This is a genomic window from Streptococcus marmotae, from assembly GCF_001623565.1.
In the GTDB taxonomy this organism is placed as follows: domain Bacteria; phylum Bacillota; class Bacilli; order Lactobacillales; family Streptococcaceae; genus Streptococcus; species Streptococcus marmotae.
In genome coordinates, this window is the sequence record NZ_CP015196.1 from 1,728,854 (window position 1) to 1,743,457 (window position 14,604).

11 protein-coding genes and 3 tRNA genes are annotated in these 14,604 nt (G+C 43.1%); 13 read left to right on the forward strand and 1 reads right to left on the reverse strand.

All coding sequences use genetic code 11. The annotated features are described in order from the left end of the window. On the forward strand, positions 1-465 hold the full coding sequence (locus A4H00_RS08575; RefSeq protein ID WP_067089573.1) for an NUDIX hydrolase: 465 nt from the start codon (positions 1-3) through the stop codon (positions 463-465). Between the two features lie 10 nt (positions 466-475). Continuing rightward, entirely contained in the window at positions 476-1,747 is a 1,272-nt protein-coding gene (locus A4H00_RS08580) for a dihydroorotase (RefSeq protein ID WP_067091584.1), read from the forward strand. Positions 1,748-1,776: 29 nt separating this feature from the next. Here A4H00_RS08580 and plsY read toward each other — a convergent pair whose 3' ends face one another. Beyond that, positions 1,777-2,421, reverse strand: coding sequence for a glycerol-3-phosphate 1-O-acyltransferase PlsY (plsY, locus tag A4H00_RS08585; protein ID WP_067089576.1), 645 nt, complete (start codon positions 2,419-2,421; stop codon positions 1,777-1,779). Positions 2,422-2,569: 148 nt separating this feature from the next. On the opposite strand from plsY, the gene parE reads away from it, so the two are divergent. From parE to thiI, 11 genes are all read left to right on the forward strand, one after another. Further along, complete coding sequence (gene parE, locus A4H00_RS08590) at positions 2,570-4,513, forward strand: DNA topoisomerase IV subunit B (protein ID WP_067089581.1); 1,944 nt, start codon at positions 2,570-2,572, stop codon at positions 4,511-4,513. A gap of 258 nt (positions 4,514-4,771) precedes the next feature. Further along, positions 4,772-7,222 carry a DNA topoisomerase IV subunit A gene (parC, locus tag A4H00_RS08595; RefSeq protein ID WP_067089585.1) on the forward strand — a complete coding sequence of 817 codons (2,451 nt, stop codon included), beginning with the start codon at positions 4,772-4,774 and terminating at the stop codon, positions 7,220-7,222. A gap of 282 nt (positions 7,223-7,504) precedes the next feature. Next, a complete protein-coding gene (locus A4H00_RS08600; protein WP_067089589.1) occupies positions 7,505-8,533 on the forward strand; it encodes a branched-chain amino acid aminotransferase in 1,029 nt (342 codons plus the stop codon). A 57-nt stretch (positions 8,534-8,590) separates the two neighbouring features. Beyond that, entirely contained in the window at positions 8,591-8,824 is a 234-nt protein-coding gene (locus A4H00_RS08605) for a DUF2969 domain-containing protein (RefSeq protein WP_067089592.1), read from the forward strand. Positions 8,825-8,875: 51 nt separating this feature from the next. Continuing rightward, positions 8,876-8,956, forward strand: a tRNA-Tyr gene (locus tag A4H00_RS08610). Between the two features lie 308 nt (positions 8,957-9,264). After that, positions 9,265-9,336: transfer RNA gene (locus A4H00_RS08615), tRNA-Gln, on the forward strand. Positions 9,337-9,456: 120 nt separating this feature from the next. Next, positions 9,457-10,662 carry a 30S ribosomal protein S1 gene (rpsA, locus tag A4H00_RS08620; RefSeq protein ID WP_067089595.1) on the forward strand — a complete coding sequence of 402 codons (1,206 nt, stop codon included), beginning with the start codon at positions 9,457-9,459 and terminating at the stop codon, positions 10,660-10,662. Positions 10,663-10,695: 33 nt separating this feature from the next. Further along, positions 10,696-10,767: transfer RNA gene (locus tag A4H00_RS08625), tRNA-Arg, on the forward strand. 114 nt (positions 10,768-10,881) lie between these two features. Further along, the gene (locus A4H00_RS08630) at positions 10,882-11,910 is read left to right on the forward strand and encodes a threonine aldolase family protein (RefSeq protein ID WP_067089600.1); all 1,029 of its coding nucleotides are present in this window, start codon (positions 10,882-10,884) and stop codon (positions 11,908-11,910) included. Positions 11,911-12,235: 325 nt separating this feature from the next. Further along, on the forward strand, positions 12,236-13,378 hold the full coding sequence (locus tag A4H00_RS08640) for a cysteine desulfurase family protein (RefSeq protein ID WP_067091588.1): 1,143 nt from the start codon (positions 12,236-12,238) through the stop codon (positions 13,376-13,378). An 11-nt stretch (positions 13,379-13,389) separates the two neighbouring features. Further along, positions 13,390-14,604, forward strand: a complete 1,215-nt coding sequence (gene thiI, locus A4H00_RS08645; RefSeq protein WP_067089607.1) for a tRNA uracil 4-sulfurtransferase ThiI — start codon at positions 13,390-13,392, stop codon at positions 14,602-14,604.

Sequence of the window (14,604 nt, forward strand, 5' to 3'; positions counted from 1 at the left end):
ATGGTAAAATTAGCGACAATTTGTTATCTCGACAACGGAAAAGAATGGCTCATGTTGCACCGCAACAAAAAAGAAAATGATGTCCATGCCGGCAAATGGATTGGCGTTGGCGGCAAGCTAGAAGCTGGTGAAACTCCGCAAGAATGTGCTGTGAGAGAAATCTTTGAAGAAACAGGTTTGCATGCAAAGCCCGTCTTAAAGGGGATTATTACCTTTCCAGAATTTACGCCAGACCATGACTGGTATACTTATGTCTTTAAGGCAACAGAGTTTGAGGGTGAGTTGAGGGATTGTGACGAAGGAACGCTTGAATGGGTCCCTTACGAGGAAGTGTTAGACAAGCCGACCTGGGAGGGTGATCACACCTTTGTTTCTTGGTTACTGGATGACAAACCATTCTTTTCTGCTAAATTTAGCTATAAGGGTGAGGAGCTGGTAGACAGTCAGGTGGATTTTTATGAATAAAGGAGTAGACATGTTACTTATCAAAAATGGTCGAGTGATGGACCCTAAAACAGGATTTGATCAGGTGTGTGATGTCTTGGTTAAAGACAAGAAAATCGTGCAAATTGCAAAGAATATTGACGCAGACGCAAGCCGCGTTGTGGATGCGACAGGCATGGTTGTGGCTCCTGGTTTGATTGATATTCATGTGCATTTTAGAGAACCTGGTCAGACCCACAAGGAAGATATTCATACAGGAGCCCTGTCTGCAGCTGCTGGTGGCTTTACGCGTGTGGTCATGATGGCCAATACTAATCCAACCATTTCTACGGTTGAAACCTTGAAAGAGGTACTAGCTTCTGCCGAACGTGAAGCTATTCATATTCATTCGGTGGCGACCATTACGGAGAATTTTGATGGGCAACACTTGACGGATTTTGAGGGCTTATTGAAAGCAGGGGCAGCAGGCTTTTCAGATGATGGCATTCCCTTGACCAGTAGTCGCGTGGTCCGTGAGGCTCTGGAAAAGGCGAAACAATTAGGGACCTTTATCAGTCTTCATGAAGAAGATCCAGAATTAAATGGTATTTTAGGGCTTAATGAAGAAATTGCCCGCAAGCATTTTCATATCTGCGGTGCAACAGGTGTAGCAGAATATAGCATGGTGGCGCGTGATGTCATGATTGCCTATGCAACCAAAGCGCCTGTTCACATTCAGCATTTGTCCAAGGAAGAAAGTGTCAAGGTAGTCGAATTTGCCCAGCAATTAGGGGCGCAAGTCACAGCTGAAGTAGCACCGCAGCATTTTTCTAAAACGGAAAACCTACTCTTGACTCAAGGCAGCAATGCCAAGATGAATCCGCCTTTACGCTTGGAATCAGACCGCTTGGCAGTCATTGAGGGCTTGAAATCAGGAGTTATCTCCATTATCGCAACAGACCACGCCCCTCATCATCGTGATGAGAAAAATGTAGCTGATATTACCCAGGCTCCGTCTGGTATGACAGGTCTTGAAACCTCTCTATCGCTTGGTTTGACCTATTTGGTTCAGGCAGGTCATTTGACCTTAATGGAGCTATTGGAAAAAATGACAATGAATCCTGCTAAGCTCTATCAGTTTGATGCAGGATATTTGGCAGAAAATGGACCAGCAGATCTGACGATTTTCTCTCCAGAACAAGCACGAACAGTTGCGCCTAACTTTGCTTCAAAAGCCAGCAATTCTCCATTTGTTGGAGAGGAGTTAGTCGGTCAAGTCTACTATACCATTTGTGATGGCAAAATTGTCTATGAGGTAGATTAGAAAATAAAAAAACTAAGGACATGGTTTCCTTAGATTTTTTTATTTTGTTTGGTTAGATTCAATCCCCAAGGGACTAGATTTTCTTCTTTTTTGAGAATGCGCTCGATATTTTCTTTGTGTCGGACAATGACAAAGCTTCCTAAAAAGAGAATAACGAGGGTAAAGACGAGGTCGTAGCTGGGAATGAGAAAGCCAATACTTGGAAATAGCAGAGCTCCGACCATACCGAGGAGGGCGCCGATGACACTTGATAAGGATACCATTGACGTTAGGTAAAGCGTAACCGCAAAAACGAGAATGAGGTAAAGGCAAAAGAGGGGAGCAAATCCCATGAGCATACCTGCGGATGTTGCAACAGCCTTGCCTCCCTTAAACTGGGCAAAGAGTGGAAAGGTATGTCCTAGTACTGCCACCAAGCCAAATATAACAGGAGACACTCCTTCAGCATGAAGCAAGATGGGCAGAAGCACAGCTAAGGTCCCTTTTAAAAAGTCTACAATAAAGACCGTAATGCCAGCTTGTTTGCCCAGAACACGGAAGGTATTGGTCGTTCCGATATTTCCCGAGCCATACTCGCGGATATTTTTATGAAAAAAGACTTGGCCAATCCACAAGCCAGAAGGGATTGAACCTAATAAGTAAGCAACCAATAGAAGTATTATCGTTTTCATCATACTCCCATTATACCATGAAATCGCTAGGAGACCTATTCTATAAACCAAAATATCTTGAGGAAAATGTGACAGCGGAAAACAATCACCATTTGCAAAAATAGGAAAAAACCTGTAAGATAATAAGGATGAACAACACAGGAGGTTCCTTGTGGCAAAAAAGGAAATCAATATTAACAATTACAATGATGACGCGATTCAGGTGTTGGAAGGGCTGGATGCAGTCCGGAAACGTCCTGGGATGTATATCGGATCGACCGATGGAGCAGGACTGCATCATTTGGTCTGGGAAATTGTGGACAATGCAGTCGATGAAGCCTTATCAGGATTTGGAGACCGGATTGATGTCACCATTCATAAAGACGGTAGCCTGAGTGTATCGGACCATGGGCGTGGTATGCCCGTTGGGATGCACGCCATGGGGATTCCGACAGTAGAGGTTATTTTTACAGTGCTTCATGCCGGAGGTAAATTCGGTCAGGGTGGTTATAAGACTTCAGGTGGTCTGCACGGGGTAGGTTCTTCTGTCGTGAATGCCCTATCTAGCTGGCTTGAAGTCGAAATTACACGTGACGGAGCTGTGTATCGCCAGCGTTTTGAAAATGGTGGTAAACCGGTAACAGGACTGGAAAAGGTTGGGACAGCTCCCAAGTCTAAGTCTGGCACTAAGGTTCGTTTTATGCCAGATAGCAGTATCTTTTCAACGACTGATTTCAAGTACAATACCATTGCGGAGCGGTTAAACGAGTCAGCCTTTCTCTTGAAACAAGTAACCTTGACCCTGCTTGATGAGCGAACGGGTGAAGAAAGCCAATTCCACTATGAAAATGGCGTGCAGGATTTCGTTAGTTATCTGAACGAAGACAAGGAAACCTTGACACCTGTTCTGTATTTCGATGGGGAAGAGAGTGGATTCCAAGTTGAAGTGGCGCTTCAGTATAATGATGGCTACTCAGATAATATCCTCTCCTTTGTCAATAACGTTCGTACCAAAGACGGAGGAACGCATGAGACAGGGCTTAAGACTGCCATTACCAAGGCCATGAATGATTATGCCAGAAAGATAGGTCTTCTCAAGGAAAAGGACAAAAACTTGGAAGGATCCGATTACCGAGAAGGTCTAGCAGCTGTCCTGTCGATCTTGGTACCTGAGGAGCATTTGCAGTTTGAAGGACAAACCAAGGACAAGTTAGGCAGTCCCCTTGCTCGTCCAGCGGTTGATAGTATCGTATCTGAAAAATTGACCTTCTTTCTTTTGGAAAATGGCGAATTAGCTTCTAATCTCATTCGCAAGGCCATTCGGGCAAGAGATGCGAGAGAGGCAGCACGCAAAGCCCGCGATGAAAGCCGAAATGGCAAGAAAAACAAGAAGGATAAGGGACTCTTATCTGGAAAATTAACTCCCGCCCAGTCCAAGAATGCAGCTAAAAACGAACTCTATCTGGTCGAGGGAGATTCAGCCGGCGGTTCTGCCAAACAAGGACGAGATCGCAAATTTCAGGCTATTTTGCCCCTTCGAGGAAAGGTTATCAATACCGCCAAGGCTAAGATGGCTGACATTCTCAAAAATGAAGAAATCAATACCATGATTTATACCATTGGAGCTGGTGTTGGTTCGGACTTTAATCTGGAAGATGCCAATTATGACAAAATTATCATTATGACCGATGCGGATACGGATGGAGCCCACATTCAGACTCTCCTCTTAACCTTCTTTTACCGCTATATGCGCCCCTTAGTTGAGGCAGGAAAAGTCTATATTGCGCTACCGCCTCTTTACAAGATGAGCAAGGGAAAAGGCAAGCAGGAAAAAATCGCCTACGCTTGGTCAGACAACGAACTCGAGCAACTCCGTAAGGATTTTGGTAAGGGCACTATGTTGCAACGTTACAAGGGTCTTGGAGAGATGAACGCAGACCAGCTCTGGGAAACCACCATGAATCCTGACACCCGTACGCTGATTCGTGTGACTATTGAAGATTTAGCAAGAGCGGAACGCCGAGTATCGGTCCTCATGGGAGATAAGGTCGAACCTCGCCGCAAATGGATTGAAGATAACGTTCGATTTACCTTGGAAGAAGCGACGATTTTTTAATGAAAAGATTACTTATAGCTTATCAATAAGTAGAGACAGAAGATAGGCTTGGAGTGGTTACCTTCAGGAGAAATTGAAAGACCGTAGGTTCTCAACTTGGCATAAAAGCATAAGAGTGCTGACATCTTATAGTATATTAGGCAACTATATAAAAAACAACAAAGTAAGAAAGGAAGGTTCAGTTGATTCTTTACAACTGAGCATGGGACTAATTTTCTAGGAAAAGTTTCGGCAAGCCGATTTGTCCCTTTGTATCTTATGAGTAACATTCAAAACATGTCCCTTGAGGACATTATGGGAGAGCGTTTTGGGCGCTACTCCAAATACATCATTCAGGAGCGGGCCTTGCCAGACATTCGGGACGGCTTGAAGCCTGTGCAACGGCGGATTCTTTATTCCATGAATAAGGATGGCAATACCTTTGATAAATCCTATCGAAAATCAGCTAAGTCTGTCGGAAACATTATGGGGAATTTCCACCCTCACGGAGATTCATCGATTTACGATGCCATGGTTCGTATGAGTCAGGATTGGAAAAATCGTGAAATTTTGGTGGAGATGCATGGAAATAATGGTTCTATGGATGGTGATCCGCCAGCTGCTATGCGATATACCGAGGCACGCTTGTCTGAAATGGCAGGCTTCCTGCTAGAGGATATCGAAAAGAAAACCGTACCATTTGCTTGGAATTTTGATGATACGGAGAAAGAGCCGACTGTATTACCTGCGGCCTTTCCAAATCTTTTGGTAAATGGGGCGACAGGGATTTCTGCTGGATATGCGACGGACATTCCACCGCACAATCTTGCAGAAGTTATTGATGCCGTGATTTACATGATTGACCATCCAACTGCTAAGGTCGAAAAACTCATGGAATTCTTGCCAGGACCTGATTTTCCAACCGGAGCGATTATCCAAGGGCGCGATGAAATCAAAAAAGCCTATGAGACTGGAAAAGGGCGCGTTGTCGTACGGTCTAAGACTGAAATTGAGCAGTTAAAAGGTGGCAAGGAGCAAATCATTGTCACAGAAATTCCTTATGAAATCAACAAGTCTGTTCTGGTTAAAAAGATTGACGATGTGCGGGTCAATAATAAGGTAGCTGGGATTGCGGAAGTTCGTGATGAATCTGACCGAACTGGTTTGCGTATTGCCATCGAACTCAAAAAAGAGGCTAATCGTGACTTGATTTTGAATTATCTTTTCAAATATACGGATTTACAGGTCAATTATAATTTTAACATGGTTGCGATTGACAATTTCACTCCGCGTCAGGTTGGGATTGTTCCGATTTTGACCAGCTACATTGCCCACCGCAAAGAAGTCATTCTGGCTCGCAGCCGCTTTGACAAGGAAAAGGCTGAAAAACGCCTACATATTGTTGAGGGCTTAATTCGTGTCATTTCGATTTTGGATGAAGTCATTGCGCTTATTCGTGCTAGCGAAAACAAATCAGATGCTAAGGAAAATCTCAAGGTCAGCTATGATTTTACTGAAGAGCAGGCAGAAGCGATTGTGACCCTGCAACTTTACCGCTTGACCAATACGGACGTTGTCATTCTGGAGGAAGAAGAAGCAGAGCTTCGCGAGAAAATTGCCTACTTGGCTGCTATTATCGGTGATGAGCGTACCATGTATAATCTCATGAAAAAAGAACTTCGTGAGGTTAAAAAGAAATTTGGCAATCCACGTCTGAGTGAGCTGCAAGATATGGCTAAAACTATTGAAATTGACACAGCAAGTCTTGTGGTAGAAGAAGAGACTTATGTAAGCATTACCAAAGCAGGCTATATCAAACGTACCAGTCCTCGTTCCTTTGCAGCTTCAACTGTAGAAGAAATCGGTAAACGTGACGACGATCGCTTAATCTTTATGAGCCCAGCAAAAACGACTCAACAGCTCTTGTTGTTCACAAGTCTAGGAAATGTTATTTACCGACCTGTTCATGAATTATCTGACATCAAGTGGAAGGAAATTGGCGAACACCTCAGCCAGACCATTTCCAATTTTGAAGTTCGTGAAGAAATCATCTATGCGGAATTAGTAGACAATTTTGATACAGGTGTCTATATTGCTGCAACCAAAATGGGACAAATCAAGCGTGTCGAGCGCAGTGAGTTCAGTCCTTGGCGAACCTATAAGTCCAAATCCCTTAAATTTGCCAAATTGAAAAATGATGAGGATCAAGTGGTGTTTGTGGCACCGGCTCAGCTAGAAGATGTCATGCTCATCACGAAAAATGGCTATGCCCTCCGCTTTACTAGCGAAGAAGTGCCCGTTGTGGGAGCTAAGGCAGCTGGTGTCAAGGCGATTAATTTGAAAGGTGACGATCTGGTAGCAGCAGCCTTTCTAGTGTTAAGTAAGGCCTTCTACCTCCTAACTCAGCGTGGAGCCTTGAAAAAAGTGTCAATAGATGAGATTCCAGCAACTAGTCGTGCCAACCGAGGTTTGCAAGTCTTGCGTGAATTAAAGGCTAAACCGCATCGGGTCTTTATTGCAGGGATGGTTCAAGGAGAAGTAGCTGAGGTTGATTTATTCCACCAAGGAGATAGCTATGACGATCGGCAACTGTTACACGTTATCTCAAACTCCGGCAAGCACCATGAAGTCAATCTTTCAGAACTTTCCTTCTCAGAACGGACCAGCAATGGCAGCTTTATCTCTGATACGATTTCTGATGAAGAAGTCAGTGATGCTTATATCGTATAAGGAAAATCAGCCTTGGGCTGGTTTTTCTTTCGATGAAATTGTCTGAAAATTGAAAACAATGCTTGAAAATCTCGAAAAATGGTGTACAATAGTAAGTACAGAGTTAGAACCTGTATTCACAACTCAGCAACTCTATTCAGGGCTTATTTTTCGCTACTCATCGTTGCTTTTTTTCGAAATACAGTCAGTATTCCTTCAAAAAAACGCCTTGATGATCGTAAAATAAGCTCCCGCTTAGAATGACTTCGCTTATGAATATAGGTTCTTAAAAAGGAGAAATCTATGACCGTATCACTAGACTGGGAAAATCTTGGATTTTCCTATATGAAACTACCCTACCGCTATCTTGCAACCTATAAAGAAGGAAAATGGGATGAAGGAATCCTGACAGAAGATGCAACTCTTCATCTGTCTGAATCATCGCCTGCTCTTCACTACGGGCAGCAAGCCTTTGAAGGATTGAAAGCCTATCGGACAAAGGATGGATTAATTCAGCTCTTTCGACCAGACCAAAATGCCGAACGTCTGCAACGGACTGCTGATCGTCTTTTAATGCCTCAGGTACCGACTGAGATGTTTGTAGAGGCCTGCAAAGCAGTAGCGAGGGCAAACAGTGAGTATGTACCTCCCTATGGAACAGGCGGCACGCTCTATCTTCGTCCGCTCTTGATTGGTGTTGGGGATATTATTGGCGTGAAGCCAGCCGACGAGTATATCTTTACCGTTTTTGCCATGCCAGTTGGGAATTATTTCAAGGGCGGGCTTGCACCGACCAATTTCCTCATTCAAGACCAGTATGACCGCGCAGCTCCGAATGGAACAGGTGCAGCAAAAGTCGGTGGGAATTATGCGGCTTCTCTCTTACCAGGTCAATATGCTAAGAAAAAAGGCTTTTCAGATGTAATTTACCTTGATCCAGCGACCCATACCAAGATTGAAGAGGTCGGTTCAGCGAATTTCTTTGGGATTACCAAAAACAATGAATTTGTCACACCAATTAGTCCTTCCATCCTACCGTCCATCACAAAATATTCTCTCCTATACCTAGCAGAACAGCGATTAGGGATGACAGCAGTAGAGCGTGAGGTCTTGGTGGATGAATTGCCAGAATTTATCGAAGCAGGTGCCTGTGGAACAGCTGCCGTTATTTCTCCCATTGGAGGGGTTCAGCACGGTGAGGACTTCCATGTATTCTATAGCGAAACAGAAGTAGGTCCTGTTACCCGTAGACTCTATGAAGAACTAACAGGCATTCAATTTGGGGATATTGAAGCACCTGAAGGCTGGATTGTAAAAGTGACTGAAAACTAGTGCTTGTACTTGCAAGCTCTAGTCTTTTTGTGTAAAATGGAGAAAGTGAGGTTTGATATGAGTAAAAAAGATAAGAAAATTGAAATTCAACTGGAAGAAAGTAGTGTGCAAGTCAATGGGGAACAGTTTCCTGGTTACACCCTAACCATTGGGAAAAAGGTGATTGGTGAGATTGCGGAATTGGCAGAACACCATTTTGCGGTTGTAAAAAACGGAAATACAGAAAGTTTTTATAAAAAACTCGAAAAAGCAGTCGGAAATGTGATTGAAAATTACAATTTACATCATTAACCTCTTGTAATGGTGACTATTTTATGATAGAATAGTCACTATCGGTACTTGGGAGAGATAGCGAAGAGGCTAAACGCGGCGGACTGTAAATCCGCTCCTTCGGGTTCGGGGGTTCGAATCCCTCTCTCTCCATATCTAAGATACAAAGACCGCGGAAATTGACAGAAAAAATAGGAAATTGGCGAATTGAACATTGTTCAAGAGACAATTTATCTTTTTTTCCGAAATTTCAGGTCGTGTTCAATTAGATAGGATACGAGTGCGTTAAAAATCCCGTATGAAAATAGAAGAGTGACGCTGAGTCTTTAGACTCAAGGAAGTCTGTACTTAAAGCTAGCCACAGCTGTGATCCGGTTAAAACCGGAACAGTTGCGTCTCTTTTTCACTAGGGATTTAGCACGAGTTCAGTTCTAAATGAACTGGATAGTTAGTATCAATTTTGGGGTATAGCCAAGCGGTAAGGCAAGGGACTTTGACTCCCTCATGCGTTGGTTCGAATCCAGCTACCCCAGTCAAGGTATTAGGAAGTTCCTAATTCGTCAAAGATGCTTTTTTGTTTGTCCTTGCGTGTGCCTTAATAAAATATATTTTATGTTGAGTCGGGAGACTTGATTGTCGGAGGTTTTTTTATAATGAACGAATTTGAAGATTTGTTGAACAGTGTAAGTGAAGTTGCACCTGGTGATGTGGTAACTGCAGAAGTATTGACAGTAGATGCTGGTCAAGCGAATGTAGCTATTTCTGGAACTGGTGTTGAAGGTGTCCTAACTCTTCGTGAGTTGACAAACGACCGTGAAGCTGACATCAACGAACTGGTTAAAGTTGGTGAAACACTTGAATTACTTGTTCTTCGCCAAGTTGTTGGTAAAGATACAGACACTGTTACCTATCTTGTATCGAAAAAGCGTTTGGAAGCACGCAAAGCATGGGACAAACTTGTTGGACGTGAAGATGAAGTTGTTACTGTTAAAGTAACTCGTGCGGTAAAAGGTGGATTGTCAGTAGAGTTTGAAGGTCTACGTGGCTTCATTCCAGCTTCAATGATTGATAGTCGTTTCACTCGTAATACTGAGCGTTTTGTTGGTCAAGAATTTGATGCGAAAATCAAAGAAGTTGATCCTGCAGAGAACCGTTTCATCTTGTCACGCCGTGATGTAGTAGAAGAAGTGGCTGCAGCAGCTCGTCAAGAAGTATTTAGCAAATTGACTGTTGGTGAAAACGTAACAGGTAAAGTTGCTCGTATCACAAGCTTCGGTGCTTTCATCGACCTTGGTGGTGTAGACGGACTTGTTCACTTGACTGAGTTGTCACATGAGCGCAATGTATCACCTAAATCAGTTGTAACTGTTGGTGAAGAAGTTGAAGTAAAAGTTCTTGCGATTGACGAAGAAGAAGGTCGTGTATCCCTTTCATTGAAAGCTACAACACCTGGACCATGGGATGGCGTTGAGCAAAAATTAGCTACTGGTGACGTTATCGAAGGTAAAGTAAAACGTTTAACTGACTTCGGTGCTTTCGTAGAGGTATTACCAGGAATTGATGGACTTGTACACATCTCACAAATTTCACACAAACGTGTTGAAAATCCAAAAGATGCACTTACAGTTGGTCAAGACGTGACTGTTAAGGTTCTTGAAGTAAATGCTGCGGATGAGCGTGTATCCCTTTCTATCAAAGCTTTGGAAGAGCGTCCAGCTCAAGCTGAAGGTGAAGAGAAAGCTGAAAAACGTGAATCACGTCCACGTCGTCCAAAACGTCAAGAAAGACGTGATTTTGAACTCCCAGAAACTCAAACTGGATTCTCAATGGCTGATCTTTTCGGTGACATTGAATTGTAATCGAAGACTTGCCTTGTGCAAGTCTTTCGCTTGCCGTCCTTAGTGTAATGGATATCACGTAAGATTCCGGTTCTTGAGATGGGGGTTCGATTCCCTCAGGACGGATTACATAAGATGAAAAGCCTTGATTTCAAAGGCTTTTTTCTCATTATGTGACTTTCAGTCCGTTTCGTTCCGTAGGTGCGAAACAAATGATTTATAGGTAAGTAAGGAGAAACGATGCTACATTTTGAAAATGATTATAATAAGGGAGCGCATCCTGCACTATTGGAGGCTCTTATTGCAACGAATGATTTGGGCTTATCGGGCTATGGTACAGATGAGTATAGTCGTCGAGCAAGCGAGAAAATTCGTCAGGAAACAATGTGTCCTCAGGCTGAGATTACTTTTTTAACAGGCGGTACCCAGACCAATCAAGTGGTTATTGATGCTCTTCTAGCTTCTTATGAGGGGGTGATTGCAGCAGACACTGGTCACATTTCTGTGCATGAGGCTGGTGCAATTGAATTTTCAGGTCATAAGGTACTGACACTGCCTCATCAGGATGGAAAAATTCAAGCAAGTGCTGTCCGCCAACTCTTAGAGACTTTTTATGCGGATGCCAATCACGAGCACATGGTCTTTCCAGGAATGGTTTATATTTCTCATCCAACAGAATATGGAACTCTTTACAGCAAAAAAGAACTGTCAGATTTGGCTACAGTCTGTAAGGACTATCAAATTCCACTCTTCTTAGATGGTGCACGTTTGGGCTATGGATTAGCAGCACGTTCGACAGACCTTGATTTGCCAACGATTGCGGAATTGACAGACGTCTTTTCTATCGGTGGTACGAAAATGGGGGCGCTTATGGGAGAGGCCGTTGTCTTTACCAAGTCTAATCAGCCCAAACATTTTACAACGATTGTCAAACAACATGGTGCACTCCTAGCAAAGGGCCGTTTGATAGGTATTCAGTTTGATCGTTTGTTTACCGAGGATCTCTATCTGCAATTAGGAAGTCATGCCATTACCATGGCTGAGCAGTTGATTGGAATATTGGAAGAAAAAAGCTATCGCTTCTATCTTAAATCTCCCACCAACCAGCAATTTTTATTATTGACAGATTCGGAATTAGAAAAATTAGAAAAAGCTGGAGTCTGCTATGGATTTTGGGAAAAATATGATGCTACCTATAGCGTTATTCGCTTAGCAACCAGCTGGTCAACCACTCAGGAAGATATAGACGCATTAGCTCAGATTTTATAATGTGATACGGGCAGAAAGATGAGTTTCTTCCCATTCTCTCTGTGTTTACAGTCACGACAAAGGCATAAAGAAAGTATCGTTTTCAGAAATCATTTTTTAATTGATGGTGTTAGTATTCAGAAAAAACGATAGGACAATTAAGTGGTTAACGAGAGAAAAGTTACTATTTTTTCAAAAAAGTTATGAAATGGGTAAAAAAATTGTACTTATCAAAAATCAGGATAGGTGCAATTTTTCATGCGTTTGTCCTGGTTTACAGTTTTTTTCTGTCTATCAGGCGCTAAAATTTGGTATAATGAGAAAATAGATGAAATGAGGATAGATGATGATTTATTTAGATAATGCGGCGACCACGCGTCCTTATCCTGAGGCTCTTGCAACCTATACAGAAGTTGCTTCAAAAATTTGGGGGAACCCATCCAGTTTACATCAGTTGGGGAGCCAGGCAAGCCGAATTTTACAGGCTTCTAGGAAGCAAATTGCAGACCTTATAGGTGTTCTGCCACAGGAAATTTTTTTTACTTCTGGTGGGACAGAAGGGGATAATTGGGTCATCAAGGGGGTTGCCTTTGAAAAGAGGCAGTTTGGCAGACATATCATTGTGTCTGATATTGAACATCCTGCGGTCAAGGAATCTGCACTTTGGCTGAAAACACAAGGATATGAAGTGGATTTTGCTCCCGTTAATCAGCAAGGTTTTGTCGATGTGGAGAAATTGGCAACCTTATTACGTCCAGATACAATCTTGGTCTCCGTCATGGCAGTCAATAATGAGATTGGCTCGATTCAGCCCGTTCAGGCTATTTCAGATTTACTCAAAGATAAGCCAACGATTTCCTTTCATGTAGATGCCGTACAGGCCTTGGCTAAGATTCCGGTGGCTACTTATTTAACGGAGCGTGTTGATTTTGCCACTTTTTCCAGCCATAAATTTCATGGTCTTCGAGGTGTCGGCTTTGCTTACATTAAAAATGGAAAGAAAATTACCCCTCTGCTAGCAGGTGGTGGGCAGGAAACAGACAAGCGTTCCACAACTGAAAATCTAGCAGGGATTGCAGCAACAGCTAAAGCTCTTCGACTAGCAATGGAGCGGCAGGAAGAGTTTACCCACAAAACTAGTCAGATGAAGCAAGTGTTGCTCCAAGGATTATCCGCCTATGAAGATATTCGAATTTTCTCCGGTCAAGACCAGTTTGCCCCGCATATTCTGACCTTTGGTCTCAAAGGGGTTCGGGGGGAGGTCTTAGTTCATGCTTTTGAGGAGTATGGTATCTATGTTTCAACGACCTCAGCTTGCTCATCTAAGGCAGGAAAACCCGCTGGAACGCTCTTATCCATGGGGGTTCAATCTCAGCTTGCTACAACAGCCGTTCGCATGAGTTTGGATTTAGAAAATGATATGAGCCAAATAGAGCAGGTACTGACGACCTTTAAAATCATTTATGAACAAACGAAAAAAGTAAGATAGAAAGAGAAACTATGCAGTATTCAGAAATTATGATTCGCTACGGAGAATTGTCTACCAAAGGCAAAAATCGGATGCGGTTTATCAATAAACTCAGAAATAATATTCAGGATGTCTTATCCATCTATCCAGCAGTCAAGGTCATGGCAGATCGCGATCGGGCCCATGTTTATCTCCATGGAACCGACTACAAGCCAGTCGCAGAAAGCCTCAAACAGATTTTTGGAATTCAAAATTTTTCGCCGTCTTATAAGATTGAAAAATCTGTTCCAGCCTTGATTGCTGCGGTGCAAGAAATTATGATGGACATCTACCAAGAAGGAATGACGTTTAAGGTCTCTAGCAAGCGGAGCGACCATGGCTTTGAACTGGATAGCCGTGAACTCAATCAAACCTTGGGAAATGCCGTTTTTGATGCGATTCCCCATGTTCAAGTCAAAATGAAAGCTCCAGATATTGAGTTGCGAGTGGAGATTCGTTCAGAAGCAGCCTATATTTCCTATGAAACCATTCGTGGAGCAGGGGGCTTGCCTGTCGGAACATCTGGCAAGGGCATGCTCATGCTGTCTGGAGGAATCGATTCGCCAGTAGCTGGTTATTTAGCTCTTAAACGTGGTGTGGATATTGAAGCAGTGCATTTTGCCAGTCCTCCTTATACCAGTCCAGGTGCGCTCAAAAAAGCACAAGATTTGACACGGAAATTGACCAAGTTTGGTGGGAATATCCAATTTATCGAGGTTCCATTTACAGAAATTCAAGAAGAAATTAAGGCAAAAGCGCCTGAAGCTTATCTCATGACCTTGACACGTCGTTTCATGATGCGGATTACCGATCGAATTCGAGAAGAACGTGGTGGTCTTGTGATTATCAATGGGGAAAGCCTAGGACAAGTGGCTAGTCAGACCTTGGAAAGTATGCAGGCCATTAATGCTGTGACCAATAGCCCTGTCATCCGTCCTGTTGTGACTATGGACAAGCTAGAAATCATTGATATTGCGGAGAAAATCGATACCTTTGAGATTTCCATTCAGCCTTTTGAAGATTGCTGTACCATTTTCGCTCCAGACCGTCCAAAGACCAATCCTAAGATTAAAAATGTAGAGCAGTACGAGAACCGTTTGGATGTTGAAGGACTAGTAGAGCGGGCTGTTCGTGGGATTATGGTGACAGAAATTACCCCTCAGGCAGAAAAAGATGAAGTCGATGACTTGATTAGCGATTTGTTGTAG

Excerpts from the sequence above, each read along its gene's own strand:
- A4H00_RS08575 (WP_067089573.1), top strand. The coding sequence starts at position 1 with ATGGTAAAATTAGCGACAATTTGTTATCTCGACAACGGAAAAGAATGG.
- A4H00_RS08580 (WP_067091584.1), top strand. The coding sequence starts at position 476 with ATGTTACTTATCAAAAATGGTCGAGTGATGGACCCTAAAACAGGATTT.
- plsY (WP_067089576.1), bottom strand. The coding sequence starts at position 2,421 with ATGATGAAAACGATAATACTTCTATTGGTTGCTTACTTATTAGGTTCA.
- parC (WP_067089585.1), top strand. The coding sequence starts at position 4,772 with ATGAGTAACATTCAAAACATGTCCCTTGAGGACATTATGGGAGAGCGT.
- A4H00_RS08600 (WP_067089589.1), top strand. The coding sequence starts at position 7,505 with ATGACCGTATCACTAGACTGGGAAAATCTTGGATTTTCCTATATGAAA.
- A4H00_RS08605 (WP_067089592.1), top strand. The coding sequence starts at position 8,591 with ATGAGTAAAAAAGATAAGAAAATTGAAATTCAACTGGAAGAAAGTAGT.
- rpsA (WP_067089595.1), top strand. The coding sequence starts at position 9,457 with ATGAACGAATTTGAAGATTTGTTGAACAGTGTAAGTGAAGTTGCACCT.
- A4H00_RS08630 (WP_067089600.1), top strand. The coding sequence starts at position 10,882 with ATGCTACATTTTGAAAATGATTATAATAAGGGAGCGCATCCTGCACTA.
- A4H00_RS08640 (WP_067091588.1), top strand. The coding sequence starts at position 12,236 with ATGATTTATTTAGATAATGCGGCGACCACGCGTCCTTATCCTGAGGCT.
- thiI (WP_067089607.1), top strand. The coding sequence starts at position 13,390 with ATGCAGTATTCAGAAATTATGATTCGCTACGGAGAATTGTCTACCAAA.